This window comes from Vannielia sp. ABF1_015 (assembly GCF_056160745.1).
Map to the genome: position 1 here is coordinate 644,939 of NZ_JBSWXT010000001.1, position 26,964 is coordinate 671,902.

Annotated in this window: 24 protein-coding genes and 1 tRNA gene; 17 read left to right on the top strand and 8 right to left on the bottom strand. The window is 63.4% G+C overall.

The window, feature by feature from the left end; translation table 11 throughout:
* Window positions 1-280 precede the first annotated feature (280 nt).
* On the top strand, window positions 281-2,551 hold the full coding sequence (locus ACXAG6_RS03265; protein WP_475334987.1) for a M10 family metallopeptidase C-terminal domain-containing protein: 2,271 nt from the start codon (window positions 281-283) through the stop codon (window positions 2,549-2,551).
* A gap of 81 nt (window positions 2,552-2,632) precedes the next feature.
* Here the strand turns inward: ACXAG6_RS03265 and ACXAG6_RS03270 are convergent, their stop codons facing one another.
* Window positions 2,633-3,463, bottom strand: a complete 831-nt coding sequence (locus ACXAG6_RS03270; protein WP_475334989.1) for an ABC transporter permease — start codon at window positions 3,461-3,463, stop codon at window positions 2,633-2,635.
* Window positions 3,464-3,529: 66 nt separating this feature from the next.
* Here ACXAG6_RS03270 and ACXAG6_RS03275 point away from each other — a divergent pair, with 66 nt between their 5' ends.
* Window positions 3,530-4,816 carry a KpsE/RkpR family capsule polysaccharide export protein gene (locus ACXAG6_RS03275; RefSeq protein ID WP_475334992.1) on the top strand — a complete coding sequence of 429 codons (1,287 nt, stop codon included), beginning with the start codon at window positions 3,530-3,532 and terminating at the stop codon, window positions 4,814-4,816.
* Window positions 4,817-4,836: 20 nt separating this feature from the next.
* A complete protein-coding gene (locus ACXAG6_RS03280; RefSeq protein ID WP_475334994.1) occupies window positions 4,837-5,508 on the top strand; it encodes an ABC transporter ATP-binding protein in 672 nt (223 codons plus the stop codon).
* Window positions 5,509-5,523: 15 nt separating this feature from the next.
* Here the strand turns inward: ACXAG6_RS03280 and ACXAG6_RS03285 are convergent, their stop codons facing one another.
* Window positions 5,524-8,187 carry a calcium-binding protein gene (locus ACXAG6_RS03285; RefSeq protein WP_475334996.1) on the bottom strand — a complete coding sequence of 888 codons (2,664 nt, stop codon included), beginning with the start codon at window positions 8,185-8,187 and terminating at the stop codon, window positions 5,524-5,526.
* Window positions 8,188-8,460: 273 nt separating this feature from the next.
* Between ACXAG6_RS03285 and ACXAG6_RS03290 the strand changes: the two genes are divergently transcribed.
* Window positions 8,461-9,567, top strand: coding sequence for a polysaccharide biosynthesis/export family protein (locus tag ACXAG6_RS03290; protein WP_475334998.1), 1,107 nt, complete (start codon window positions 8,461-8,463; stop codon window positions 9,565-9,567).
* A gap of 30 nt (window positions 9,568-9,597) precedes the next feature.
* Here the strand turns inward: ACXAG6_RS03290 and ACXAG6_RS03295 are convergent, their stop codons facing one another.
* Window positions 9,598-9,798, bottom strand: a complete 201-nt coding sequence (locus ACXAG6_RS03295) for a hypothetical protein (protein ID WP_475335001.1) — start codon at window positions 9,796-9,798, stop codon at window positions 9,598-9,600.
* Between the two features lie 121 nt (window positions 9,799-9,919).
* Between ACXAG6_RS03295 and ACXAG6_RS03300 the strand changes: the two genes are divergently transcribed.
* Together ACXAG6_RS03300 and nagA are read left to right on the top strand one after the other, a co-directional pair.
* A complete protein-coding gene (locus ACXAG6_RS03300; RefSeq protein WP_475335002.1) occupies window positions 9,920-10,768 on the top strand; it encodes a glucosamine kinase nucleotide-binding domain-containing protein in 849 nt (282 codons plus the stop codon).
* Window positions 10,765-11,886: an N-acetylglucosamine-6-phosphate deacetylase gene (gene nagA, locus ACXAG6_RS03305; RefSeq protein WP_475335004.1), complete on the top strand. Its 1,122-nt coding sequence runs from the start codon at window positions 10,765-10,767 to the stop codon at window positions 11,884-11,886. Before ACXAG6_RS03300 ends, nagA begins: the two co-directional genes overlap by 4 nt.
* Here nagA and ACXAG6_RS03310 read toward each other — a convergent pair.
* Window positions 11,875-12,333, bottom strand: coding sequence for a MarR family winged helix-turn-helix transcriptional regulator (locus tag ACXAG6_RS03310; protein WP_475335006.1), 459 nt, complete (start codon window positions 12,331-12,333; stop codon window positions 11,875-11,877). The genes nagA and ACXAG6_RS03310 overlap by 12 nt on opposite strands.
* Window positions 12,334-12,441: 108 nt before the next feature.
* Between ACXAG6_RS03310 and ACXAG6_RS03315 the strand changes: the two genes are divergently transcribed.
* The 10 genes from ACXAG6_RS03315 to ACXAG6_RS03360 all read left to right on the top strand — a co-directional run bounded on the left by ACXAG6_RS03315 (window position 12,442) and on the right by ACXAG6_RS03360 (window position 22,064).
* The gene (locus ACXAG6_RS03315; protein ID WP_475335008.1) at window positions 12,442-13,476 is read left to right on the top strand and encodes a cupin domain-containing protein; all 1,035 of its coding nucleotides are present in this window, start codon (window positions 12,442-12,444) and stop codon (window positions 13,474-13,476) included.
* Window positions 13,473-14,168 (top strand): fumarylacetoacetate hydrolase family protein, encoded by a 696-nt coding sequence (locus ACXAG6_RS03320; protein WP_475335009.1) that lies wholly within the window; start codon window positions 13,473-13,475, stop codon window positions 14,166-14,168. Before ACXAG6_RS03315 ends, ACXAG6_RS03320 begins: the two co-directional genes overlap by 4 nt.
* Window positions 14,165-14,803 (top strand): maleylacetoacetate isomerase, encoded by a 639-nt coding sequence (gene maiA, locus ACXAG6_RS03325; protein WP_475335012.1) that lies wholly within the window; start codon window positions 14,165-14,167, stop codon window positions 14,801-14,803. Before ACXAG6_RS03320 ends, maiA begins: the two co-directional genes overlap by 4 nt.
* A gap of 219 nt (window positions 14,804-15,022) precedes the next feature.
* A complete protein-coding gene (locus tag ACXAG6_RS03330; RefSeq protein WP_475335014.1) occupies window positions 15,023-15,607 on the top strand; it encodes a TRAP transporter small permease in 585 nt (194 codons plus the stop codon).
* The gene (locus tag ACXAG6_RS03335) at window positions 15,604-17,262 is read left to right on the top strand and encodes a TRAP transporter large permease (protein WP_475335015.1); all 1,659 of its coding nucleotides are present in this window, start codon (window positions 15,604-15,606) and stop codon (window positions 17,260-17,262) included. The genes ACXAG6_RS03330 and ACXAG6_RS03335 overlap by 4 nt, the downstream gene beginning before the upstream one ends.
* 81 nt (window positions 17,263-17,343) lie before the next feature.
* On the top strand, window positions 17,344-18,111 hold the full coding sequence (locus ACXAG6_RS03340; RefSeq protein WP_475335018.1) for an SDR family NAD(P)-dependent oxidoreductase: 768 nt from the start codon (window positions 17,344-17,346) through the stop codon (window positions 18,109-18,111).
* Window positions 18,112-18,120: 9 nt separating this feature from the next.
* Window positions 18,121-18,888 carry a crotonase/enoyl-CoA hydratase family protein gene (locus tag ACXAG6_RS03345; protein WP_475335021.1) on the top strand — a complete coding sequence of 256 codons (768 nt, stop codon included), beginning with the start codon at window positions 18,121-18,123 and terminating at the stop codon, window positions 18,886-18,888.
* Window positions 18,888-19,370 (top strand): MarR family winged helix-turn-helix transcriptional regulator, encoded by a 483-nt coding sequence (locus tag ACXAG6_RS03350; RefSeq protein WP_475335022.1) that lies wholly within the window; start codon window positions 18,888-18,890, stop codon window positions 19,368-19,370. Before ACXAG6_RS03345 ends, ACXAG6_RS03350 begins: the two co-directional genes overlap by 1 nt.
* The gene (locus tag ACXAG6_RS03355; protein WP_475335024.1) at window positions 19,367-21,190 is read left to right on the top strand and encodes a feruloyl-CoA synthase; all 1,824 of its coding nucleotides are present in this window, start codon (window positions 19,367-19,369) and stop codon (window positions 21,188-21,190) included. The genes ACXAG6_RS03350 and ACXAG6_RS03355 overlap by 4 nt, the downstream gene beginning before the upstream one ends.
* Before the next feature lies 1 nt (window position 21,191).
* Window positions 21,192-22,064: an amidohydrolase family protein gene (locus ACXAG6_RS03360; RefSeq protein ID WP_475335027.1), complete on the top strand. Its 873-nt coding sequence runs from the start codon at window positions 21,192-21,194 to the stop codon at window positions 22,062-22,064.
* 30 nt (window positions 22,065-22,094) lie between these two features.
* Here ACXAG6_RS03360 and ACXAG6_RS03365 read toward each other — a convergent pair whose 3' ends face one another.
* Together ACXAG6_RS03365 and ACXAG6_RS03370 are read right to left on the bottom strand one after the other, a co-directional pair.
* Complete coding sequence (locus ACXAG6_RS03365; protein ID WP_475335029.1) at window positions 22,095-23,462, bottom strand: FAD-binding oxidoreductase; 1,368 nt, start codon at window positions 23,460-23,462, stop codon at window positions 22,095-22,097.
* Complete coding sequence (locus ACXAG6_RS03370) at window positions 23,463-24,632, bottom strand: pyridoxal phosphate-dependent aminotransferase (RefSeq protein ID WP_475335031.1); 1,170 nt, start codon at window positions 24,630-24,632, stop codon at window positions 23,463-23,465.
* 128 nt (window positions 24,633-24,760) lie between these two features.
* Here ACXAG6_RS03370 and ACXAG6_RS03375 point away from each other — a divergent pair.
* Window positions 24,761-24,837, top strand: a tRNA-Arg gene (locus ACXAG6_RS03375).
* A 3-nt stretch (window positions 24,838-24,840) separates the two neighbouring features.
* Here the strand turns inward: ACXAG6_RS03375 and ACXAG6_RS03380 are convergent.
* Both ACXAG6_RS03380 and ACXAG6_RS03385 read right to left on the bottom strand, forming a co-directional pair.
* On the bottom strand, window positions 24,841-26,166 hold the full coding sequence (locus ACXAG6_RS03380; protein ID WP_475335032.1) for a PAS domain-containing protein: 1,326 nt from the start codon (window positions 26,164-26,166) through the stop codon (window positions 24,841-24,843).
* A gap of 98 nt (window positions 26,167-26,264) precedes the next feature.
* Entirely contained in the window at window positions 26,265-26,936 is a 672-nt protein-coding gene (locus ACXAG6_RS03385; RefSeq protein ID WP_475335035.1) for a DsbA family protein, read from the bottom strand.
* Window positions 26,937-26,964: the final 28 nt, after the last annotated feature.

A 26,964-nucleotide genomic window follows, 5' to 3' on the forward strand; every position in this document is an offset into this window, starting at 1 on the left:
CTGAATTTTGAGGAAGGCTGCGCGTGGCTTCTGCATGTGCTGGATTTACGGTAACGGCAGGTTTGCACTTTTCGGTCATGTATACGCCCTAGAATGGTCATCGGGCTCGGACAGGGTCCGGCCCACTGGTTCGGAGCCCAAGCTCCGTGTTCAGGCGCAGAATGGATGGGAATAGTTTAAAATGTGTCAGCTTTGCTATCAGGCGACCCCGCAGATTTCATTTTCTCCGATTTTTGGTGCCTTGCAGGGCTCTGACCTAAACCAGCATTTCCTCAATGATTTGCCAGCGGCAGACCATTTTGAAGGCGCTGACGCGGCTGCGGGCATGGGCACGGCCTATACCATCGAACTGGGCGATACCTTTGAGGGCGAGATCAGCTCTGGCAGCGATGACGACTGGGTGGCCATTGAGCTGACGGCGGGCGAATCGGTTGTTATCAACGTCTATGGCACCAATGGCGCCGTTGCGGGAATCACCGACACGACGCTGACTCTTTACAACTCGAATGGCACGCAGGTCGCCTTCAACGATGATGCCTTCTATTCCGGGCAGAACTACTTTTCGCTGATCGAATACACCGTGCCGGCGACCGGCACCTATTACATTGCCGTCAGCGGCTATGACTCCAGTGCGACCGGCGACTACATAATCCGCACCACCACCGATGATTTCCGCATCGAAGATATCGTCAGCCAGCTGACCGAGTTTGGCTGGGGCATTCCGACTGCGATCGGGCATGACGAGAACACCGGCGATACGATGTATGTCTACATCGCCAACCTTACCCCGGCTGGCCAGCAGCTTGCGCTTCAGGCGCTTGAGCAGTGGTCGGTTGTGACTGGCATCACCTTTAGCGTGACGTACAACTCCAGCATCGCCGACATTCGCTTTGACGACGATCAGAGCGGTGCCTTTGCCGGGCCTTCGAGCTTTAATCCGAACACAGGGGTGATCAACTACGCCGATGTGAACGTGGGTGCAGGCTGGCTGACATCTTACGGCACCACGCTCGATAGCTATTCCTTCCTGACCTACATGCACGAGATCGGCCACGCTCTGGGCCTCGTGCACTCGGGCAATTACGATGGATTTGCCAATTGGGGTGTGAACAACCACTTCAACAACGACAGCACGATGTTCACCATCATGTCGTATTTCGACATGGAAGAGGCGGGCTTTGCGCCCTATGCCAATGTCATCACGCCGATGATCGCCGATATTGCCGCCGTCTGGGCGCTCTATGGTGAGCCGGTCTCGGTTTATGGCGGTGATACCACGTGGTTTGCCAACAACACCCTCGGTGGCCTGACGGGCGATGTGATGGGCGCGATCTGGGATGGCGATGCCATCTCTTCCAGCATTTACCGAGGCGGGGACGTGGCCCTGACCGTGCTCGATACCGGCGGCACCGACACCTTCGACTTCTCGACCGTCTCGGTTGCGCAGACCATCGACCTGCGCGAAGGCCAGATCAGCCTTGTCGGGCAAGACAACGGCAACGCCGCCGCGATGCACAGCTTCGTCATCGCGCAGGGCACCGTGATCGAGAATGTCATTGGTGGCTCGGGTGCCGACACGATCTATGGCAATGACGCCAACAATGTCATCGAGGGCGGCGGCGGTAACGACCGGTACTTTGAGGGCCTTGGCGACGATACCTTCAACGGCGGCAACGGCACGGATCGGGTGGTTTATACCATCGACACCGGCGGCATCACCGTCACCGACATGGGCGGCGGAACGATTGAGGTGACTTCGAGCCTCGGCACCGACACTTACAGCAGCGTCGAGTTCTACGAGTTCAGCGACGAAACACTCACCTATTCGGACATGCTTGAACTGGCGGGCACAGAGCCTGAGCCGGAACCTGAGCCCGAGCCAGAGCCGGAACCCGAGCCAGAACCGGAGCCCGAGCCCGAACCCGGGACCGGCGGTTCGACCGGCGGCGGTGGTCTGTTCGGCGGCGGCTTGTTCGGTGGCGGCGGCGGCACGGGCGGTGGCTCGACCGATGGCGGCGGCTCGGGCGGTTCGACCGGCGGTGGTGGCGGCCTGTTTGGCGGCGGCCTCTTCGGTGGCGGCGGCGGTACGGGCGGTGGCTCGACCGATGGTGGCGGCTCTGGCGGCTCGACCGGCGGTGGTGGCGGCCTGTTTGGCGGTGGCATCTTTGGTGGTGGCGGCGGCACGGGCGGTGGCTCCACCGATGGCGGCGGCTCTGGCGGCTCGACCGGCGGCGGCGGTGGTGGCCTTTTTGGCGGCGGCATCTTCGGTGGCGGCGGCAGCAGTGGCGGCGGCTCGACCGACGGCGGCGGTGGTAGCACTGGCGGCGGAGGCGGTGGCCTGTTTGGCGGCGTCCTCTTCGGCCAAGAAGAGATGATCGTTAGCGAGGCGGATGTCTTTATCTTCAAGCAAGACACCGAGAATACCGCTGCGGAGCTTGGTGAGCCGGCGATGGATTTTGACATGCCGGTGGAGCTGGACCTTGACGGCGAGCTTGTGGATGGCACCGAGGACTACGCGCTTGGCGTTTCGGACCACTTCGACTTCGTCTGAGGCCTGACGACATGAATTGGCGGGCGCGGCGGGCATTCTCGCCTGCGCCCGTTTTTGCTGCGGCGCATACACCGCGCTGTTCTATCCGTTGTCGATGATCGTTTTGTGGTGGCGCCGCAAAAACAACAGGCCAAGCGCCAGTGATATGCCTCCGCAGGCCAGAACGTAGCCCACCGAGGCATAGCTTGCGTCATAGGTTGCATAGACACCTGCCCGCATGAAGCCGATGCAGTGGATCAGCGGATTGAACCAGAGCCAATCCTGATAGGGCTGGGGCACGCTGTCGAAGACGAAGAAGATGCAGGAGACGATGAAGAGGGGCCGGTTGAGAATGGCCCATGTCCGCTCCCATGGTGGAAAGGTGGAGAGCAGATAGCAGTTGAGCGTGCCCACGCCCAAAGCCAGCCAGAGCGCCAGCCCCATCCCCAGAGACAGGCGGGGTATGTCGAGGATGACGCGGATGTCGTAGAGCAGGATGATGCCGGCCATCACGATCATGGCCACGAGGATCTGGGTGATCGAATTGAGCAAGAACCGGGCGGCGAGGGCATCGACGAAAGTGACGCCGGGATAGAACATCAGCGGGCGTGAAAACCGCATCGACAGCGAGACCTTCTGGCTCACGTCCATGTAGGCCAGAAACGGCAGCAGGCCCGAGGCGTAGAACAGCGGAAAATTCGTGCCCAGTGAGGGCGAGCGAAACGCCAGAGAAAACACCAGCGACAGCAGCGCGATTCCGGCGACGGGCTCGATCACCGCCCAGGCGTAGCCCATCGCGTTGCGGCCGTAGGTTGTGGACATTTCGCGCACGAAGAGTGCCGCAATCGTGCGCCATGTGCGAAACCGAGCAGGCCGCGAGCCTGGGAGCGGTGGTAGAGGTGCCTTTTCGTTATCTGTGGGTGACTTTGTCACAGGTAGCGCAACCTCAACGGGTTAGTTACCTCTTGATTGCATAGCGGCAGGATGAAAGCCAACAGATTGAGCGACTCGCCCCAGAGCGAGGCCGCCGCCGCAGCAGCACCCCAAAGCCCCCCCGATAAGGCACCGCCTGCCGGGCCGGTCGCGGAAAACCGTGCCGGGCCTGCGGCCTCGCCGCCCGGCGCACCCCCCGCCAAAGCCGCGCCTCCCCAGCCCGTCCGCGCCCCTGCGCCGCGTGCGCGGCCCCGGCGGCGGCATTGGGGCCTGCTCATCTCGATGATCCTGATGGTGATTGCCCCGGTGACGGTGGCGGCGTGGTATCTTTTCACGCAGGCGGAGGACCAATACGCCAGCACCCTCGGCTTTTCGGTGCGCAAGGAAGACACCGGCAGCGCGGTGGAGATCCTTGGCGGGATCACCGACCTGACAGGTGGCTCATCGACCAACGACACCGACATTCTGTTTGAATACATCCAGAGCCCGAACATGGTGCGCGCCGTCATGCAGGAGGTTGACCTTGTTGCGGCCTATACCCGCGCTTCGGACCCGGTGTTTTCGCTCGGGGAGGACACCCGCATCGAGGCGATGTCGGATTATTGGACGCGCATGGTGCAGGTGTATTTCGACCGTTCGAACCACCTGATCGAGATACGCGTTAAGGCCTTCACCCCTCAGGATGCGCATGCCATCGCTCTGGCCATCCGCAAGGAGAGCGACCGGACGATCAACGCCCTGTCTGCCGTGGCCCGTGAGGATGCCACCCGCTATGCCCGTGCAGAGCTGGATAGGGCGCTGGAGCGCCTCAAGGCCTCGCGCGCCGCGCTGACGGAGTTTCGCACCCGCAACCAGATCGTTGACCCGGAGGCGGATATTCGGGGCCGTATGGGGCTGCTCAATACGCTGCAGGGCGAGTTGGCCAATGCGCTGATCGAGCTGGATCTGCTACGCCAGAACAGCCGCAACGATGACCCGCGTATCGTGCAGGCCGACCGCCGGGTGGATGTGATCCGCCAGCGGATCTCGGAGGAACGCGCGCGCTTTTCCAGCGAGGGCGATGCCAACCAAGAACGGGAGGCCTATTCGCAGCTTATCGGCCAATACGAGGCGCTGGCGGTGGATCAGAAGTTTGCCGAAGAGGCCTATGTGGCGACGCTGGCCGCTTATGATGTGGCGGTGGCGGATGGCCAGCGCCAATCGCGCTACCTTGCCACATACATCGAACCGGAATTGGCTGAGACTCCGCTGTTTCCGCGCCGTTGGAGCATACTGATGACGCTCTTGGGCGCACTTGCCACCACATGGACGGTGCTGACGATGGTGTATTACTCGCTGAGAGACCGGCGCTGACCGGCGCGGACGGCTGAACGATGATCGAACTGCGTAACCTGACCAAGGCCTATCACGTGAAGGGGGAGCGCAAGCTGGTGGCCGACAACCTCAGCATGACCTTTCCGGCGCAGACGGCTGTTGCCATCTTGGGCCGCAATGGCGCGGGCAAATCCAGCCTGCTCAAGATGATCTCGGGCGCGATGGAGCCAGACCGGGGTGAGGTAAAAATTCATGGCACGGTGTCATGGCCCGTGGGCTTTGCCGGGAGCTTTCATGGAGAGCTGACCGGGTTGCAGAACGTGCGGTTTTTGGCCCGGGTCTATGGTGTCGATACCGGCGAACTGGTGGAGTTCGTCGAGGATTTTGCCGAGCTTGGTGGGCACTTCAGGATGCCGGTGCGCACCTATTCCAGCGGCATGCGCTCGCGGCTCGCCTTCGGCGCGTCGATGGGGATTCATTTTGACACTTACCTGATCGACGAGATCACCGCCGTGGGCGATGCGGCTTTCAAGGCGAAGTCCGAGATGATGATTCAGGCGCGACTGAAGGAGGCGGGGGCGATTTTTGTCAGCCACGCGCTGGGGCAGGTGGAGCGGCTGTGCACCGAGGGCGCGGTGCTGGAGAATGGCCAGATGCACTATTACACCGATGTTGCAGAGGCGATCCGCCATCATCAAGAACTGATGAAGAGCCCGCCACCCGCGCTGTAGGGCCTTGGCCCCGCTTCAGACGAACACAAAGTCATCTACGCCCAGATCGAGAAGCGAGACATCTTCGAGCACCATCGTGTGGCTGCCGTAGGTGAGGTGCACATCATCGCCGATCTGGGTGGCGTCGAGCGCGTTGAAGCGATCCATCATGGAGCTGCCGCTCACCCCGGCGATCTGGATCACATCGGTGCCATCGGCCTCGAAATCGGTGATCACGTCATATTCGCCCCCACCATGGGTGGCAAAAACGAAGGTGTCGGCATCGGCGCCGCCGGTCATCACGTCATTGCCGGCGCCGGCGTTGATCCGATCTGCACCGTCGCCGCCCTCGATCACGTCGTTTCCGTTGCCGCCATTGAGGGTGTCGTCGCCATGGTCGCCCCAGATCTGGTCATCACCGTCACCGGCCCCAACGGTATCATTGCCCACGCCGCCATAGACCACATCCTTGCCCGCGCCGCCGCCGATGTTGTCATTGCCCGACCCGCCGAGCACGTGATCGGCACCGGGGCCGGCTGCGATCTGGTCGTTGCCTGAGTTGCCGGTCAGGGAATCGTTTCCGTAGCTTGCCGACATCTGGTCATCGCCCGCGCCGCCGTGGAGCGCGTCATTGCCCGCGCCGCCACCGAGCCAATCGTGGCCGTCGTCGCCATAGAGCAGGTCATTGCCCTCGCCGCCGCCGAGAAGGTCGTTGCCGAGGCCGCCGTGGATTTCGTCATTTCCCAGATCGCCGGGCATGTTGTCGTTGCCCGCGCCGCCTTCCATGTAGTCATTGCCGCCGCGTCCGAGCATGTCATCGTGCCCGTCACCGCCAATCAGCACGTCATCGCCGCCGAGCCCGTCGAGCCAGTCGTTGCCGCTGCCGCCCTCCAGCCGGTTTACAGCGTCAGTGCCGGTGATGTGGTCGGAGGCGATGCAGCCGGTGAGCGACTCGATATCGTAGAAGAGGTCATCGGCGGCTTCGCCCGTGTTCTGGCTGGCGTCGGAGAGGTTGACGCGCAGGGCCTGGCCGGTGCCGGCGAAGCTGACGGTATCCATGCCAGAGCCGCCCCAATAGCTATCTGCGCCGCCGCCGGAGATCATCAGATCATTTCCGCCGCCGCCGTGCATCTGGTCGTCACCCGCCGTGCCTGTCAGCACATCGGCCTCATGCGTGCCGAAATACTCGGCCCCGGTGTTCGGGCCGGGCTCTTGCAGCGGGGCGCGCACCACATCGTAGCTGCTGGAGAAGGTGAAGGAGATACGGTTGAAATCCTCCACGGTCATTGGCGTGCCATCGGAGGAAAACACGTCGAAGCTGTTGTTGCCGCAGGTGATCCGCAGGGCGCCGGTGGACAGGGCCTTATAGGTCATCCACTGAGTTCCATAGCACATACTCCATGCGCTCAGGTCGATGGTATCGACCCCGAACTCGTAGTCGAGGATGCGGTCTCGCTCCGCATCGCCGTCGATCAGCACGAAGGTATCGGCGCCCGCATCTCCGGTGAGCCTGTCGCGGCCCTGACCGTCGACGATGATGTCATCGCCCGCACCCGCATGAACCTGCACCGGCTCGCTCCCGGCGATGATCAGATCACCATGCGCAGATCCGTGGTGGGTGCCGGAGGTGGTGAAGGTGAGGTTGCCGATGTCGGACACATTGAGGGTGAACTGCGTCACGCCGGGCGCGCCCTCGGTGGTGACAAAGAGATCGAGGCTGTCGCCGGTGAGGTTGGTGCCGATGGCCGAGATCCTGTCGAGCGGTGCATCGGTGCTGCCTTCGATCACCTGAAAGGGCACGAGGTGGCCATCGGGCAGCAGCGAATACACGGTGAGCCCGCCATCGTTGCCCCCGGCAATCACCAGCACCCGCCCACCGCCAAGCTCGACGACATCAAGCGCGGTGACGCCGGACATGCGGGTATCAAGGCTGTCGACCACGTGTTCTGCCGGGTTGAGCGCGCCGCCGGGGGCGACTTCGAGCACTGTCAGCGAGCTGGAGCCGGAGGAGGCCACCACCACGTAGTGCCTGCCGTCAATTTCCGCGCTGTCCATCGCGGTGACGGTTTGCACCGGCAGGCTCTCGTCGCGGCCAAAGCTGTCGGCCTCGGTGAGCGTGCCATTGGAGCCCACGGCATAGCTGGTAACGCCATGCTCGCTGGAAGAGCCCACGAGCAGATAGGTGGTGCCGCTCACCTCAACCACCGACATGGCAGAGATACTGGCGGCATAACTGCCCTCTGTGTCTCCGACACTGTCGCGGAACGTCAGCGTGTTGCCGTTGTTGGTGACGGCATAGACAGCCACGCCGCCGCCGTTTTGCGGGGCGACGAAGAGATAGTCGGTGCCGCTGACCGTGGCGCAGAGCACCGACGCGGCGTTGGCCTGGTTTTCGGCGGTGGAAAGATAGGCACGCTCGGAGCCACTATCGCCCGCAGCGGCCTCGGCGAGGGCTGCGTCAATCACCGTGCCCGCGAGGCTGACCCCCTGAGAGAAGAGCGAAAAACTTATGCGGCCGCCAAGCGAGCCGCTTGCGCCCACCTCTGCCAGACCGCTTGAGGTGGCATCATAGGTGCGCACCACGTTGTTGCCGTGGTCAAAGAGAATGACCCCGTTGGTGGTGTTGGCGAGGGTGCCAAGCATTGTCGGAAAATCCGTGCTCCCGCTTGCCAAAACGCCTGTCAGTACAAACTCAGCCATGTCGGCCACACTCCAAGATGCGATGGACGTGTGATGCCGCTGGCCCTTGGCAGGAGGCGGGAGGGAATGTGGCCGAAGCCGGTTAAATGCCTCGAAATCCGCTAAAACACCGTTCAAACCGAGCCGTTCGCTACGGCGCGTGGTGGCGATGCACAAAACCTATGCGTACCTGTGCCTGCCCCATCATCTAGGTTGACCCTGCGCGCTGCCCCACAGTATTTTGCGCTTATGCTGAGGCGCGAAGACCGCAGCGAAAGAGTGCAAGGGGCAGCCGTGATCAACGTTTTCCGACCTTTGGTGGTCTTTCTGCTGCTTGCGGCCTGTTCGCTTCCACGCGGCGCTGCAATCTCCAACGAGGTGCTGCGGGCGCAAAACTCGGACAACCCGCAAATCGCCGTTTATCCGGTGACCCGCGCCCTGCTGCCGCGCTTTTCCTCTTGGCCCTATACCGGCAAGAGCATTCGCTCTGACGGGTGGCTGCGCGGCTCGGGACGCACGGGCGAACCGCGGATCAGGCCCTATGACAGGGTTGATCTGATTGTCTGGGATTCGGAGGACAACTCGCTCATCGCACCGACCGGCGCGAAGCTGGTGGAGATGAAGAACCTCCGCGTCAGCCAGAGCGGCCACATCTATGTACCCTACCTTGGCCGACAGCGGATTGCAGGCAAGACGCAAGAGGCCGCGCGCCACCAGCTGGAAACCCAGATGATTGATGTCGTGCCATCGGCGCAGGTGCAGCTTTCGGTCTTGCCCGGTACGGGCAGTGCGGTTTCGCTCGTGGGGGGCGTGAATGCACCCGGCACCGTGGCGCTGCCTGATGGCGGCTTTACCGTGCTCGGGCTGATCGCGCAGGGCGGCGGCCCGCAGGCCACGCTGCGCAACCCGCGCGTGCGGCTTGTGCGCGGCGGGCACACCTATGCCACCTCGCTGCAGCGGCTCTACGACGATCCGCGCCTCGACACGACGCTGGTGGGCGGTGACAAGGTGATGCTGGTGTCGGATGATCGCTACTTCCGCGCACTGGGGGCCAGCGGAAAAGAGCAGCTGATCTACTTCGAGAAAGAGCAGATTTCGGCGCTTGATGCGATGTCACTGATCGGCGGGCTGGAAGACTCGCGGGCCAACCCCAAGGGCGTGCTGATCCTGCGGCAGTATAGCCCGCGCTCGGTGCGGGCGGACGGGGTGAAAGGGCCGCAGAACACGCGGACCGTTTTCACCATCGACCTGACCAGCGCGGACGGGCTCTTCTCGGCCGAGAAATTCGCGATTCATCCGCAGGACACGGTGCTTGTTACGGAAAGCCCGGTGACCAGTGCGCGCACTGTCTTTGCGCTTGTCGGCAGTGCCGTGGGCGTCAGCAATCAGCTTTCGAACTGAGGCGAGTTGCCCGTGCCAAGCGCGGCGGGATCAGAGAAATCCGAGCCGCTCGATCGCCTGACGGGCCATTTTGCGCGAATCGGCGCTGCCTTGGCGTGTTCCGTCATTCAACAGGTGCAGCTTGGCGCTCAGGCGCTTTTGCGACACTTCGGATCGAATGAAATCAGCCACTTCCACGTCGCGGAGCGAGAGTATTTGCTCGGCCACACCTTGCACGGATTGATCTTGCATTGCTGTCCCCCAAACGCGTTTTGCTCTCCCCGACAAGAGGTTAGCCACGCCCGCGGAGTGGCGCAATCTCGACGTGGCGGTGGGGGATTTCATTGTGGGCTGTGCGTGCGATAACGGGCCGATGAGCAGAGCGCGGGCAATAGGATGTGACGGCGGAGGCAGCGGTGCGCGGCTGGCGCTGGTGTGGGATGGCATGCGCCACGAGGTTTGTGGCGGGCCGGCCAATGTGACGAGCGACTTTGAGGGCGGCGTGGCGGAGGTTTCGGGGCTGTTGCACAGGGCGGCTCAGCTTGCCGGGGCGTCGCTGGAAGATTTGCGCGGCGTGCCGGCCCATTTTGCGCTCGCGGGAGTGGTGGATGAGCGCGTGGCCGCGCGGGTGGCGGCGGCGCTTCCGCTGGCGGGGGTGGTGGAGGAAGACCGGCGCGCTGCGGTGTGCGGGGCTTTGGGCGAGCGGCCCGGCCATGTTGCGGGCATCGGCACCGGGTCTTACCTCGCCCGGCAGAGCCCGGAGGGGTTTGAGACCATCGGTGGCCACGGACTGGTGCTGGGTGATGAGGCCTCGGGCGCATGGATGGGCCGGGCGCTGCTGAAGGCGGTGCTGGCGGTGGAGGACGGGGTGGAGCCTGCCACCGCGCTGACACGGCAGATTGCCGAAGAGATGGGCGGGGTCTCTGGCATTGTGGCCTTTGCCGCCGAGGCGGCGCCGAGCGATTTTGCCGCTCTCGCACCAAGGCTCCTCGACGCCAAAACAGATTCGGCGGCACGGCACATCATTGTTGCAGGTGCCGATTACATTTCGCGCGGCCTTCTGGCGTTGGGCTGGAAAGAGGGCGGTGCGATTTGCCTGATCGGGGGCATCGGCGACAGATACGCCGATTTTCTGCCCACGCAGATGCAGAAGGCGCTGGTGGGGGCCGAAGGTTCGGCGCTGGATGGGGCATTGGCTCTGGCGATGGAGCAGGGCGGATGACTGCAACCGCCTATATTGCAGGGGCCGTGCATGACGGCGCGGCGCTGCGCCGGGGCGTGGCGCTGGTGGTGCAGGGGCCGCAGGTGGTGACGCTGGCCGAGCCGGGCGATCTGCCCGAGGGCTGCGCGATTGTGGAGACCGGGGCCGAGATCCTCGCGCCGGGTTTCGTGGACCTTCAGGTGAATGGCGGCGGCGGGGTGATGCTGAATGATGGCCCCTCGGTGGCGCGGCTGGAAACGATGGCCCGCGCCCATGCGGCCTGCGGCACGACGTCGATTCTGCCAACGCTCATTACTGCCACGCCGGAGGTGACGGCGGCGGCGCTGGACGTGGCCGGTGCGGTGGTGCGGGGCGTGATCGGACTGCATTTGGAAGGGCCGCACCTCGATCCGGTGCGGGCGGGGGCGCATAGCCCGGCGCTGATCCGCGAGATGGGCGAGGATGACCTGCGCCGTCTGCTGGCCGCACCGGGCCGGCTGAAGGTAACGCTGGCCCCGGCCTCCGTGAGCCCGGCGCAGGTGGCGCGGCTGGTGGCGGATGGGGTGCTGGTTTCGCTTGGGCATAGCGATTGCAGCTACGAAGAGGCGACGCGCTATGTGGAGGCGGGCGCGACCTGCGTGACCCACCTGTTCAACGCGATGAGCCAGTTAGGGAGCCGCGAGCCGGGGCTGGTTGGCGCGGCGCTGGCCGAGGGGCGGTTGAGTGCGGGCGTGATCTGCGACGGGTTCCATGTGCACGCCGAAACCCTGCGGATGGCGCAAAGGGCAAAGCAGGGGCCGGGGCGGCTGTTTTTGGTGAGCGATGCGATGGCCTGCGCGGGGAGCGACGTTGGCAGCTTCACCCTCGATGGCCGCGAAATTGTGCGCCGCGACGGGCGGCTGACGTTGGCCGATGGCACATTGGCCGGGGCCGATCTGGTGATGGCGCAGGCGGTACAGAATGCGGTGCGCTTGGTGGGGCTGAGTGTGGAGGAGGCGATTGCAATGGCCACCGGCATCCCGGCGGCGCTGGTGGAGGCGGAGGTAGGGCGGCTGCGGCCCAAGGCACCTGCGGATTTTGTCGCGCTCGACGCGGAGTTGAACGTACAGAGGGTCTGGCAGGCCGGATCAGAGCTTTAGCGGGGCGCGGCTGAGGGCATTGCCCGCCTCGGTGGCCTTTTGGAGCAGGGCGAGGAAAGTGTTGCGCTCGGCGGCGTCGAGCCCGGCGAGGATTTCGGCCTGAAGCGCAGCGACCACGGGTTTGGCCTCGGCCAGCAGCGCTTCGCCCTCGGCGGTTAGCGAGAGTTCGCGGGCGCGGCGATCACGGGGAGAGACGCGGCGGGTGATAAGCCCTTTCTGCTCCATTCGGTCGAGGACGCCGCCGATTGTGACCTTGTCATAGGCCACCGCGCCTGCCAGCGACGCCTGCCCCAGCCCATCGGTTTCAGCCAGGGTGGAGAGCACGGCATATTGCATCGGGGTCAGCTCCAGCCCGGCCTCTGCGGTGCGGTCGGAGAAAACGGCAACCGAGATCTGGTTGAGCCGCCGGATCAGGTGCCCGGGAATGTGCTGGATCTCTGCCACCATGCCTCCTTGCTTGAGCGCTGCGCAACCGGCAGGCTATGCGGCGCGCGGCCTGTTGACAAGTATGCGTATAGTAAGGATGCTAACTATTGCCGCGACAGGGAGGACAGGATGGCGCAACTTGGAACGCTCGAAGAGCTGCCGGAGGACTATCGGGAGGAGATGTCAGCAGCGGGGGTGGCCCCGCTTTGGCCGATGATGCGCAACGTTCTGCCCCATGGCGCACCCAAACCCGTCACCAAACCCGGGCACTGGCGCTACGAGGCGATTCGCCCGCTGCTGCATCGCGCGGGAGAGCTGACCCCGGTGGAAAAAGCCGAGCGCCGCGTGCTGGTGCTTTCTGACCCCGGGCGGGGAGTGGGGGCGATGCAGGCGACCTCTTCGATCTACCTTGGACTTCAGTTCCTGCTGCCGGGCGAGACGGCCCCGGCCCATGTGCACACGCCTAGCGCGGTGCGGATCATTGTGGAGGGCGAGGGCGGCTATACGGTGGTGGACGGAGAGAAGCTGCCGATGCAGGAGGGCGACCTTGTGCTCACCCCCGGCGGCGAGTGGCATGACCACGGGCATGAGGGCAAGGAGCCGGTGGTTTGGCTCGATGCGCTTGATCTTCCGCTGTTTGTTTACCTCGAAGGCTCCTACGCCGAAGAGGGACCACTGCAGAACCAGCGCAACCGTCCCGATGCCAGCCAGATTGACTATCGCGCTGCCGGGTTGGCCCCGGCCCGCAAGCTCGGTGCGCAGAAAAAGCGCTATCCGATGACGCGCTACCCCTGGGCCCGCACACGCGAGGCGCTGGTGGAGACGATGAAGTACGACGGCGGCCCGGTGGTGGAGCTGGATTACATCAACCCCGAGACCGGGGCCGATGTGCTGCCCACCATGGGCTTCACCGCGATGATGATCGAGGCCGGGGGCGAGGAAAAGCCGGTGCTGCGCAGTTGCTCCAGCGCCTTCCACGTGATCGAGGGCAGCGGGCACTCCATCGTCAACGGCGCGCGCATCGACTGGGCCGCGAAAGACACGTTTACCGCCCCGGTCTTTGCAGAAATCACCCATCACGCGGATGAGGAAGCCTTTCTCGTTCGCATCCATGACCGCCCGCTTCAGGAGAAGCTGGACTACTACGAGGAACGCAGCCGATGACCGATTACCTTTTTGACGCCCCAAGGGTGCAGAGCATCCCCGTGAAGGGCGAGGCCGCCGAATACCCGATTCACCGGATTTTCTGCGTGGGGCGCAACTATGCCGCCCATGCGGCCGAGATGGGGTTTGAGGTGGACCGGGAGGCGCCGTTCTACTTTTCGAAACAGCTGCACTCGGTGCTAGCGACGGGCGGCACCCTGCCTTACCCGCCGGGGACCGATGACTTCCACTTTGAGATGGAGCTTGTGGTGGCGCTGGGGGCTGAAGTGTTCAAAGGCACGCCTGAGCAGGGCGCGGCGGCGGTCTATGCCTATGGCTGCGGGCTGGACATGACCCGGCGCGACCAGCAGATCGCCTCGCGCAACAAGAAGCGCCCGTGGATGCTGGGCAAGGATGTTGAAGGCTCCTGCGTGCTTTCGCCGATGACAAAGGCGAGCGAGTTTGCGGTGGGCGAACAGCGGATTCATCTGGAAGTGAATGGCGAGCAGAAGCAGGACAGCACGCTCGACCTGCTCATTCACAAGGTGCCCGAGGTGATCGCCCACTTGTCTGGCTTTTATCACCTGCGGCCCGGCGACATCATCCTGACCGGCACCCCCGAGGGGGTCGGCCCGGTTGTGGCGGGTGACAAGATCACTGGCGGGATCGACGGGCTTGACCCGATTGCGCTGAACATCGGGCCGGCGAAATGAGGTTTCATGGCTACTTCCGGTCTTCCTCGTCCTACAGGTGCAGGATCGCCTGCAACCTGAAGGGCGTGGAGTATGACTTTGAGTCGGTCCATCTGGCGCAGGGGCAGCAGAAGGCAGAGGGCTTCAAGGGGTTGAACCCGCAAGCCCTCGTGCCCGCCTTCGAGCTGGAGGACGGGGAGGTGCTGACCCAGAGCCCGGCGATTCTAGAATGGCTCGACGAGACGCACCCGGAGCCGAAGCTGCTGCCCGATGATCCGCTAGAGCGGGCGCATGTGCGGGCGTTCTGCGCCGCTATCGCCTGCGAGATCCACCCGCTGCAAAACCTGCGGGTGCTGCAATACCTGCGGGCGGAATACGGGCAGGAACAAGAGGGTGTGGAGGCCTGGTGCCAGCGCTGGATCGGCGATGGGCTGGCGGCTTGCGAGGCGCTTTTGGCCAAGCGCCCGGCGCACACCTTCTGTTTTGGCGATACGCCGGGCATGGCAGACATCTACCTTGTGCCTCAGGTGTTCTCGGCAGCGCGGTTCAAGGTGGACCTGAGCGAGATGCCCAACGTCACCCGCATCGCGGCTGCCTGCAACGCCCTCCCCGCCTTTGCCGAAGCGCACCCGAGCAAGCAGCCAGATGCCGAGTAGTCTGACCTTCAGAAAAAGTGGGTTTACAGGAGGCCGACGAATATAGTTATATGTCATAACGATTTCGTCGGGTGAGTCTGGCGGTGCATGCAGTTTTGAGGCGCGTTAATTCAAAAAACGTAACTCATGCTGGATTTGGCGAGCAAGGCGGACTACTCCACAAACGCCGGCCGCCGGAGGAGACCATGGCCCGGCGGACCCTTGGGGAGGGGGAGAGCAGTGCTTAGATTCATGATTGGCTTGGCGCGCACCATGGCCCTTGCTGGCGGTGTGGTGCTGGTTGTTCTGATCCTGCTGACCTGCATCAGCGTGGCGGGGCGCGGGATGAACACCTTTGCGCATTCGGATTTCCTTGAAGGCCTTGCCGCCGGACTGGCCGAGATGATCAAGTCGAGCGGGGCAGGCCCCGTCAACGGCGATTTCGAGATTGTCGAGGCGGGCATCGCCTTTGCGATCTTCTCCTTCCTGCCGATCTGCCAGCTCTTCAGCGCCCATGCGACGGTGGATGTATTTACGTCCTTCCTGTCGCGCCGGGCCAACGCGCTCATCATGACCTTTTGGGAGATTGTCTTCACCATCGTGGTGCTGCTCATCACGTGGCGGCTCTACTTCGGCCTCGAAGACAAGATCGGCAATGGCGAGACCTCGCTGCTGCTGCAGTTCCCGATCTGGTGGGCCTATCTCGCAAGTTTCACTGCCGCCGTGGTGGCCGCATTGGTGGCGGTTTACTGCGCCATCGGGCGCATCATGGAGCTGACAACCGATCAGCACTGGCTTCCTAAGGCAGAAGGAGCAGCACATTGACCGTGCTTGAGCTGGGATACGCCTCGTTCCCCATTCTCCTCGTGATGATCTTCATGCGGGCGCCGATAGGCCTTGCCATGCTCGTCGTGGGCATTGGAGGGCTTTATTACGCGACCGGGGGCACGACCGTCTTTCTCGCAAAGCTGAAGAGCGAGGTTTACACCACCTTTTCAAGCTACTCGCTGAGCATCATCCCGATGTTCCTGCTGATGGGGCAGTTCGCCACGCTTTCGGGCATGTCGACGGCGCTGTTCAAGGCCGCCGAGAGCTGGCTGGGCCACCGTAAGGGCGGCGTGGCGATGGCCTCGGTCGGGGCCTGTGCGGGCTTCGGCTCGATCTGCGGCTCCTCGCTCGCCACCGCGGCCACCATGAGCCGGGTCGCCCTGCCCGAGCTGCGCGCCTATGGCTATTCGGGCGGATTCAGCACGGCAACGCTGGCTGCGGGCGGCACGCTTGGCATCCTCATTCCGCCCTCGGTGATCCTCGTGATCTACGCGATCCTGACCGAGCAGAACATCGCCAAGCTGTTCCTCGCGGCCTTCATCCCCGGCATCCTCGCCGCCATCGGCTACATGATCACCATCAGCATCTACGTGCGGATGTATCCTGACGCCGCTGGCACCCGTGAGCCTGTGCCTTATGCCGAGCGCTTGAAGGCTCTGCTAGATGTGTGGCCGGTGCTTCTGGTGTTTGGCCTCGTGGTTGGCGGTATCTACCTTGGCTGGTTCACCCCCACCGAGGGGGCCGCCGTGGGCGCGGCTGGCACTGGCCTTATCGCGCTGGTCAGCGGCCAGCTTGATTGGGCGCGGTTTAAAGAGAGCATCATTGCCACTGCACAGGCAACGGCGATGATCTTCTTCATCGTGCTGGGCGCGGGCTTTTACAATGCCTTCCTCGCCCTCAGCCAGGTGCCGCAGGAACTTTCCAACACCATCGTCGGCCTCGGTTGGAGCCCGTGGATGGTGCTGATCATTATCCTCGCCTTCTACCTCGTCTTCGGCTGTCTGATGGACAGCCTCAGCATGATCCTGCTGACGATCCCGATCTTCTTCCCGATCATCTCCAACCTCGACTTTGGCCTGATCTCGCTGCACGCGCTGCAGGAGGCCCGCTTCGAGGCGTGGTTTGCCGATGCGCAGATGTGGTTTGAGGGGCTACAGGCGGGCGCGATAGAGGGCATGCGGGAGAGCCGGTTTGAACGGGCCTTGGCGGGTGCGAATGAGCATATGGCCGTGCTCGGGCTGGGCACTGTGGCTGATGCGGCCAACCTCGCCCCGGCGCAGATTGCCGCGATCTATGGCGAGACCACGCCCGAAGTTGTGCAGGCTGCCCGCGCGACGCTGGAGAGCGGCGGAACGCTGTATGGCGATGCGCTGCGCGAGTTGGGCTTGCGGGGCGCGACCGAGGCCAACCTTGCCCGCGTCAGCCTTGAGCATGTCGCCATCTGGTTTGGCATTCTCGTGCTGATCGTGGTGGAGGTGGGCCTCATCACGCCGCCGGTGGGGATGAACCTCTTCATCATCAACGCGATGGACCGGACAACCCCGATGGTGGAGACCTACAAGGCCGTCATGTGGTTTGTTACATCCGACATCCTGCGCGTGGCGATTCTCGTGGCCTTCCCCATCATCACGCTCTTCCTCATTCCGATCTGAACGGGCCTGATCCGGAGCACGCCATGGTTGCGAAAATTTAGGTATGAGATATAACGGTATCAAATTCGTCTGGGAGGACTCATGGATATCAGCGGAACGGTAGCCCTCGTCACGGGTGGTGGCAGCGGGCTTGGAGCGGCGACGGTGCGACATCTGGCCAAGCTTGGCGCCAAGGTGGCTGTGCTCGACTTCAACGCCGAGGCGGCGGAAGCCGTGGCGGCGGAGGTGGGCGGCGCGGCCTGCCCGGCGGATGTGTCTGACGAGGCGGCGGTGAAGGCCGCAGTGGAAAAGGCCGCGGCAGACTTGGGCGAGGCCCCACGCATCGCGGTGAACTGCGCAGGCCTTGGCCTTGCGGCGCGCATCGTGGGCCGGGAGGGCAAGCTCTCCACCGATCTCTTCGAGAAGGTGATGAAGGTGAACCTTTTCGGCACCTACTACGTGATGTCCCACGCTGCCCGGCTGATGCAGGAACTGCCCGCGCTGAACGAGGATGGCGAGCGCGGCGTGATCGTGAACACCGCCAGCGCCGCCTATCAGGACGGCCAGCTTGGCCAGGCGGCCTATGCGGCCTCCAAGGGTGGCGTGGCCTCGATGTGCCTGCCGGCGGCCCGCGAATTTGCCAAGACGGGCATTCGCGTGAACGCCATTGCCCCCGGCCTCTTCAACACTCCGATGATGGAGAGCCTGCCCGAAGAAACCACGGCGGCTATCGTCGCCAACGTGCCCAATCCCCACCGCCTCGGCCACCCGCGCGAATACGCGCTGCTGGTGCAGCACATGGTGGAAAACCCCTACCTGAACGGCGAGGTCATCCGGCTGGATGGCGCCACCCGCCTGCCCCCGCGATAAGGATACCCAATGAGTGACATGCTGAAGATCGAGGTGCGGGACGACGGCATTGCCGTGCTCACCATGAACCGCCCCGGCAAGCGCAATGCGATGTGCGACGAACTGCTGGAGGCGATTGATGGCTTCTTCCGCGCCATTCCCGAGGGCGTCCGCGTGGTGGTGCTGACGGGCACCGAGGGGCACTTTTGCTCCGGCCTCGACCTGAGCGAGCACAAGGCGCGCGATGCCGAGGGCACCATGCGCCACTCGCGTGGCTGGCATGAAGTGATGGAGCGCATTCAGTTTGGCGGCGTGCCGGTAGTGTCGGCGATGTTTGGCGCGGTGATTGGCGGCGGGCTGGAACTGGCCACCTCGACCCATGTGCGCATCGCCGAGCCTTCGACGATCTTCCAACTGCCCGAAGGGCGGCGCGGCATCTTCGTGGGCGGCGGTGCAACCGTGCGCGTGGGCCGCATCCTTGGCGCCGACCGGATGATCGAGATGATGCTGACTGGCCGGAAATATGGCCATGAAGAGGGCAAGGCGCTGGGGCTCGCCCATTATGCTGTGGGCGAAGGAGAAGCGCTGGAGCTGGCGATGGATCTGGCCCGCAAGATCGCCTGGAACGCGCCGCTCTCCAACTACATCATGGTGCAGGCGATTGCCCGGATCGAAGACATGGCAAAGGCCGATGGGCTCTTTACCGAAAGTCTCTGTGCCGCCCTGACTCAAACCTCGCCCGACGCGCTGGAGGGCCTTGCCGCCTTCCTCGAAAAGCGCGCGCCGAAGTTCAGCTGATGGCCGCCACGCGCCCCCGGCTGGTGCAGCCCGAGCCGAATGACGAGGGGCTGAGGGCGCATGTCGGCTACAACATGAAGCGGGCGTTTCACATGATCCAGATGGATGTGAACGCCACGCTCGCCCCCTTCGGCCTGCGGATGGTGACCTTCTCCGCGCTGGTGGTGGTGATGGAAAACCCCGGCCTGAGGCAATCGCAACTGGCGGAGCTTCTGGCCATTGAGCGGCCCAACCTCGTGGTGATCCTCGACGAGTTGGAGCAGGCCGGGCTGCTCACCCGCGACCGCGCCCCGGACGATCGCCGCGCCTATGCGCTGCATGTCACCGCAAAGGGCCTGGCCCTTGGCGAGGAGGCTCGGCTGGCTGTGCAGGCGCATGACAAACGCATGACCGAAGGCCTCGACGAAGCAGAGCTGAACTTGCTCATCACCGCCATGAGGCGGATCGAACGTAATGGTAAAGAGGGGAGGAGCCCGAAATGACCATGGATGGCCGTTACCGCGCCCACAACGTGACCCGCGAAACCCGCCCTGATGGCACCATCCTGCTGCGCTCCGGCTATGAGCCAAGCCCGCCGGCACGTGTTACCGGTGACTGGCTTCACCGTTGGGCCGGGGAGGCGCCTGACCGCGTGTTCATCGCCGAGCGCTCCGGGGCGGGCTGGCGCGAATTGAGCTATGCCGAGGTGCTGGAACAGGTTCGGGCCATCGGCGCTGCACTTGTTGGGCGCGGCATGGGGCCGGAAACGCCCATTCTGGTGATGTCAGGCAACAGCGTGGACCACGGCCTTTTGTCGCTGGCCGCGCAGTATGTTGGCATCCCGCTGGTGCCGGTGGCGGAGCAATATGCCCTGATCCACGGTGCCCACGGGCGGCTGAAGCACGCCGTGGAGCTGGTGAAGCCCCGCATGGTGTTTGCCGATGATGCCGCCCGCTATGCCGAGGCGCTGGCCCTGCCCGAGATCGCCGCGCTGGAGCGCCTCGTGTCGGCCGATGCCGAGCCGGGCATGGTGGCTTTCGACGAGCTGCTTAAAGGCGATGCGGGCATAGAAATCGACACTGTTTATGCCGAAATCGGGCCGGACACGGTTGCAAAATACCTGCTCACGTCCGGCTCCACCTCCAACCCGAAGGCTGTGATCACAACGCACGCGATGATGTGCGCCAACCAAGCGCAACTTCTCGATGCGCTGCCCTTTCTCGCCGCAAAGCCGCCCCGGATCGTGGACTGGCTGCCGTGGAACCACGTGTTTGGTGGTTCGCATAACTTCAACATGATGCTCGCCAACGGCGGCTCGATCTATATTGATGACGGAAAACCGACGCCCGCGCTGATTGACCGAACGCTGGAAAACCTTTCGATGAAGGCCGGGACCACGTGGTTCAACGTGCCCGTCGGCTTTGGCATGGTCGTGGATGCGATGAAGAGCGATGAGGCCCTGCGCCGCTCCGTCTTCTCCGAGCTCGATATGATTTTCTACGCGGGGGCCTCGCTGCCGCAGGATATCTGGTCGGCGATGGAAGAGATGGCGATGGAAGTCCGCGGCTCTCTCCCGCTGATGACCTCGTCCTGGGGCCTGACAGAAACCGCCCCCGCCACCCTGCTCCAGCACGAACCGACGGATCGCTCCGGCATCGTGGGTGTGCCGCTGACAGGGGTGACCACCAAGCTCATTCCCGATGAGGATATGCGCTGCGAAGTGCGGGTGAAGGGCCCCAACATCATGCCGGGTTACTTTGAAGACGCGGAGAAGACCAAGGAGGCCTTCGACGAGGAGGGTTTCTTTATCACTGGCGATGCGATGGTGTTTGTTGATCCGGAGGATGCCAATAAGGGCATGAAGTTTGATGGGCGGATCTCGGAGGACTTCAAGCTGCAAACCGGCACCTGGGTGCGGGCGGCAGGCTTGCGGATGGAGGCGCTCAAGATGATGGACGGGATCGCGGGTGATCTTGTGATCACAGGCGCAGACCGCAAGGAGATCGGGCTGCTGATCTTCCCGAACGCCGGCGCGCTCAAGAAGGCGGGATTTGTGACTGAAGAGGACAACGGTGCGCTGGTGGGCGACCACCTGAAGCGTGAAATACGCCACCGTCTTGCCGAGCGTGCAGGCCAGACCTCGGGCTCCGCCTCTCGCATCACCCGCGCCCTAGTGCTGGCGGAACCGCCCTCGATGGGCGATGGCGAGATGACGGCCAAGGGCAACCTCAACTTCCGCAAGGTGCTGACGCGCCGTGCCGAGTTGCTGGAACGGCTTTATGACAACGCCGATCCGGCTGTGATCACATTGAAGGACAGCTGACATGGTAGATATTTCCAAGGTCCGCGCGATCGACATCCACACCCACGCCGAAGAGCCCTGTGGCTGCCACTCGGACGATGGCTACGACGATCTGCAGAGCACGATGGCGAAGTACTTCCGCGCGCCGTGGGAGCATCCGCCCACCATCCCGGAAACCGCCGCCCACTTTCGTGAGCAAAACATCGCTGCGGTGATCTTCCCGGTCGATGCCGAGCGGGAGACGGGCTATCGGCGCTACTCGAATGACGAGGTGGCCGAGCATGTGGCCGAGAACAGCGATGTGCTGATTCAGTTTGCCTCCATCGACCCGTGGAAGGGCAAGATGGCTGCGCGGGAAGCACGGCGGCTGATCCGCGATTACAAGGTGAAGGGCTTCAAGTTTCACCCGACAATGCAGGGCTTCTTCGCCAACGACCGCATGGCCTACCCGCTTTATGAGGTGATCGAAGAAGAGGGCTGTATTGCGCTGTTCCACACCGGGCAGACGGGTGTTGGCAGCGGTATGCCCGGCGGCAACGGGATGCGACTGAAGTACTCGAATCCGATGTATATGGATGATGTGGCGGTGGACTTCCCCGACATGAAGATCATCCTCGCGCATCCCTCCTTCCCTTGGCAGGAGGAGGCTCTGGCGGTGGCCCAGCACAAGCCCAACGTCTACATCGATCTCTCCGGCTGGTCGCCCAAGTATTTCCCAGACATCCTCGTGCGCTACTGCAACTCGATCCTGAAGAAGAAGGTGCTCTTCGGCTCCGACTGGCCGATGATCACGCCAGAGCGCTGGCTGGCCGATTTCGAGAAGATCGGCATCAAGGACGAACTGCGCGAAGATATCATCAAGGGCAACGCGGCGCGGCTTTTGGGGCTGGCATAGAGCCTACTGCAGGGCGGGAGTAGTCCCGCCCTACGGGAGCAGCTTGCCGGGGTTCAGGATGCCTTTCGGGTCCATCGCCTGCTTGATCGCACGCATCGCTGCCAGCGCAGGGCCGTGCTCGGATTCCATGTACTTGCGCTTGCCCAGCCCGATGCCATGCTCGCCCGAAACGGTGCCGCCAAGGCTCAGAGAAACCTCGGCCAGCTTGGCCGAAAACGTCTCTATCATGGCGATTTCGGCAGGGTCTTCCGGATCAAAACCGATGCCGGTGTGAAAATTGCCGTCGCCGACATGGCCCACAATCACCGGCTCCAATCCCAGATCACGGGCAGACTCCTCGGCAGCAGAAACCGCCTCTGCCAGCTTGGAGATGGGCACGCAGACGTCGGTCGCCAGCATGCGCTTGCCCGGGTAAAGCGCCTTTGAGGCGTGGTGCGCGTTGTGGCGCATGGCCCAAAGCGCGTTGCGATCTTCCGCCTTGGTGGCGCGGGTAAAATCCTGTGCGTTGAAGTCGGCGGCAATCTCTCCGAAAAGCTCGGATTGCTCCTGCACCGCCGTTTCAGAGCCTGCAAACTCGAGGAACAGGTGCGGCTCTTCGGGCAGCCCGGCATTGCTGCCAAGGTTGAAGCCACGCACCATGGCGGAATTGACCAACTCGATCCGGGCCATGGGGATGCCGCTTTGGATCGTTGTGATCACACAGTTCACAGCATCCTCGACGGACGGGAAGCGGCAGGTGGCGGCTACAATGGCCTCGGGCTGGCCGTGCAGCTTGAGGGTGATCTCGGTGATGATGCCGAGCGTGCCTTCAGAGCCGATGAGCAGGTGAGTGAGATCGTAGCCGGACGACGACTTGCGCGCGCGGGAGCCGGTGCGGATGATCCGCCCGTCGGCGAGCACCGCTTCAAGCGCCAGGATATTCTCGCGCATGGTGCCATAGCGCACCGCCATGGTGCCGCTGGCCCGCGTGGCCGCCATGCCGCCGAGCGAGGCATCGGCGCCGGGGTCGATTGGAAAGTAGAGGCCGGTGGCGCGCAGCTCATCGTTCAACTGGCCACGGGTGATGCCGGGCTGCACGGTCACATCCATATCGGCGTCATGCACGGCGAGGATGCGGTTCATCAGTGAGAGGTCGAGCGTGAGCCCGCCCTGCACGGGCAGGTGGTGGCCTTCCAACGAGGTGCCGGTGCCGAAGGCGGTCACCGGCATGCCTTCGGCATGGGCCACTTTCATGATCTCCGAGATTTCCTCGGTGGTTTTGGGGTAGGCCACTGCATCGGGCAGGGCATCGGCGAAATGCGCCTCGTTCTGGCCATGGGCTGTACGTTCGGCGTCGCTCTGCTTGAGCCGGTCGCCAAGGAGCGTTTCGAGCTGGGTTAGAGCCTGTTCATGAGCCATTCAGCCCTCCAGAGCCTTGCCAATCCGTGTCAGTGCCTCGCGGATGTTATCCTCGCTGTTGGCATAGGAAAACCGCAGGAAGCCCTCACCATGCGCGCCAAAGCTGGTGCCGGCGACGGTGGCAACGCCGCAGGTTTCGAGGAAGCGATCCTGCGCCTCGCGGGCCGTGAGGCCGGTGCCCTCGATGTTGGGGAAGGCATAAAATGCCCCGGCGGCATCGGAGCAGCGCACGCCGGGGAGGGCGTTTAGCCCATCGACGATAACTTGGCGGCGGCGGTCGAAGGCCTCGACCATCTTCACCACTTCGTCCTGCGGGCCTTCCAGCGCGGCAATGCCGGCGAACTGGGTGGGTGCGTTGACGCAGGAGTGGTCGTTGATGCAGAGCCGGGTGGCATGATCGACCAGCGCATTGGGCCAGACGGCATAGCCGAGGCGCCAGCCGGTCATCGCGTAGGTTTTCGACCAGCCATCGAGCATGATCAGCCGGTCGCGGATTTCGGGGTAGTTCAACAGGCTCGTATGCTGGCGGCCGCCGTAGAGCATGCAGGAATAGATCTCGTCCGACATCAGCACCACATCGGGGTGATCGGCGAGGCCTGCGACCAGCTTGTCGATCTCCTCCTTGGGAGTGACGCCGCCGGTGGGGTTGGCAGGGGAGTTGATGATGATGAGGCGGGTGCGCTCGGTGATCTGGCCCAGCACTTCCTCGGCGGAAAAGGCAAAGCCCGCCTCCTCGCGCAGCGCGATCGGCACGGGCGTTGCGCCGGAATACTTGATGACGCTCTCGTAGATCGGGAAGCCGGGGTTGGGATACATGATCTCGGCGCCGGGCTCGCCCAGGAGCATGCAGGCAAAGAACATGGTGGGCTTGCCGCCGGGCTGCACCACCACGTTATCGGGGTTCACCTCGGCTCCATGCCGCCGGTGCAGATCAGCTGCCACTGCCTCGCGCAGGGCGGGGAGGCCGTTGGCGGGGGTGTAGCCGTGGTGGCCATCGCGCAGCGCCTTGATCCCGGCCTCGACGATATGTGCGGGCGTCTGAAAATCGGGCTGGCCGATGCCGAGATTGATGATGCTGCGCCCCTCGGCGGCCAGCTTCCCGGCGCGGGCGAGAACCTCAAATGCGCTCTCGGTGCCAAGCCGGCTGGTGCGCTGCGATAGTGTGACCATGGATCTTCCTCCTCGGCACAGCTTTTCGCCCGCCGGGCGGGAAATGAAAAGGCCGGAGGGCGCGCGCATTGTTAAGCATGGCTTCAGGATTGATCGCCCTGCCCGTGCGGGCTACACCCACCCGGCGCGGTCCCGTGGCTCAACTGGATAGAGCAGCCCCCTCCTAAGGGGCAGGTTGCAGGTTCGAATCCTGCCGGGATCGCCAGTTCTAGGCGGCGGATTTCTTGAGGGATGGGGTGGCCTCGATTGCGGGCAGCATCCGTGGGCCGTAGAGCAGAAGGTCTGGCAGGTGAGCACGCTCCTTTTCCTGCATTTCTGCGGCAAGCTCCGCCATGCGCTGGCTGTCTTCGAGAATCGTGTTTCGGTGGGTGTTCGCCCGGTCTTGGGCGGCGGAGAGTTGCGCGATGATGTCTCCGATCCCGGCATTGGCCTCGCCTGAGCGGCTGTCTTCGATCTTGAAGGCGACGCGGAGTGTATCGAGGCCCAACAGCATGCGTTTCATATCGCGGCAGGAGTTGACGATTCGGCCCGCCTCCGTGGCCACGAGGGCATAGGCCTCCCGGGATTTGGCCTTGTAGTCGGCCTGTAGCCTTCCGAGCATTTCACGTTCCGGCGATATCTCCACCCCGCCCAGCTCGCGACGTTCTGACAGCAGCTGGCAGTCGCAGCGGGCCAGAATGGTTGCGACGGAGCCGACGAGCATGGCGCGCTCTATGGTGCGGCGGATGGAGGAGAAGCTGGTGTTCTCACCCACTACATGTGCCTCGAACCACTCGGACATATCGACGGACATGCCCTCGTAGTTTCGCGCCAGCACGCTGAGCGGCCCATCGGTGCGCTCAACCCGCGCGGCCTTGATCTGGAGGTTGCGGGGAATGCCGCCGAGATAGGTGAACTCGGTCGAAAGGCGCTCGGTTGCGGTGATGATGGAATCGGCCAGGCCAACCAGCTCGCGGGCCCCGGTGACACTTCCGATCGGTTCGATCCCGAGGGTGTGGCATTCGCTCAAGAGCTCCTCCCCCACCGCGTCGACAACGAAGGCATCGTAATTGGTATAGCCCATGCCTTGCAGTGCATCGAGCATCATCTGCGCGCTGTCATCAATAGATGTGCCCCGGCCCTCTGCCGCGAGCATCTCTTCGTAGAGCGCCTTAACTGGCTCAAAAAGTTCGCTGGTCGGTTTGACGCGCGCCGAAAGATAGCCGCCCTCGCAGGGCGCAACGATGGCGAAGACCCAATAGTTGAGCCCGTCCTTGGCGCGGTTGTTGACGTAGGCAGCGGTGACCTTGCCGGCCTTCAGCTCTTCCCAGAACACACGAAACACCCCTTTGGGCATGTCGGGGTGGCGCACCGTTTTATGCGGTGCGCCCAAGAGCTCATCCCATTCGTAGTGCGCAACCCGCTGGAACACGTAGTTGCCGCTTTTAATGACGCCCCGATCATCGGTGCGGGAATAGAACACCTCGCCCAGATCAAACGGAGCCTCGCCGTTTTGCGGGCGAAACTCGTTGCGCTGCTCTTCGATGGGGTCCATCCGGATGCTCCTCGGTCCTGCGGCTCAGGCCTTTGTGCCTGCTCCGCCCGAGTGCTACCGCCAAACCCCTATCGTTCGGTTAATCGCTGCGCCCAAGCTTACTCTTCCAGCTTGCCGTCGAGGATTTCTGCGAAGTCCTCATAGCTCATGTTGGTGTGTTTCTCGCCGTCGATGATGAAAGTGGGCGTGGACTCGACCTCATCGGCCTCGGCATTCTGGAGGAACAGCGCATACATCGCCTGTGCCTTATCGGCATCGCCAAGGCAGGCATCCACCTGCTCACCATCGAGGCCGGACTTCAAAGCCAGTTTGCGCAGGTCACCGTGAATGCCGTTCAGGTCGCGCGATTTGAGCCATTCTGCCTGCTCGGTGTAGATCGCATCGGCAATGCCGAAGTAGCGCATCGGGCCTGCGCAGCGGGCAACCATCCCGGCCCAGAGGCCCGGCTTGTCGAAGTAGATCTCGCGGTAGATGAAGTGCACCTTGCCGGTGTCGATATACTCGGTCTTCAGCTTCTTGAAGACATTGGCGTGAAAGCTGGCGCAATGCGGGCAGGTGAAGGAGGCGTATTCGATAACGGTCACCGGCGCGTCTTCTTCGCCCAGCGTCATCTCGATGATGCCGGAGGTATCGACCTCCTCCGGCGTTTGCGCCTGAGCGGACAGGTCAAAACCGGTGCCTCCGGGCTGGCTGGTGCGGTTGATGGCAAAGTAGCTGCCTGCCGCAAGGGCCGCGACAAAGATGGCGGAATAGAGGATTTTGGTGTTCATGGGTGGCCTTTCGGTCTGCTCGGGCGGG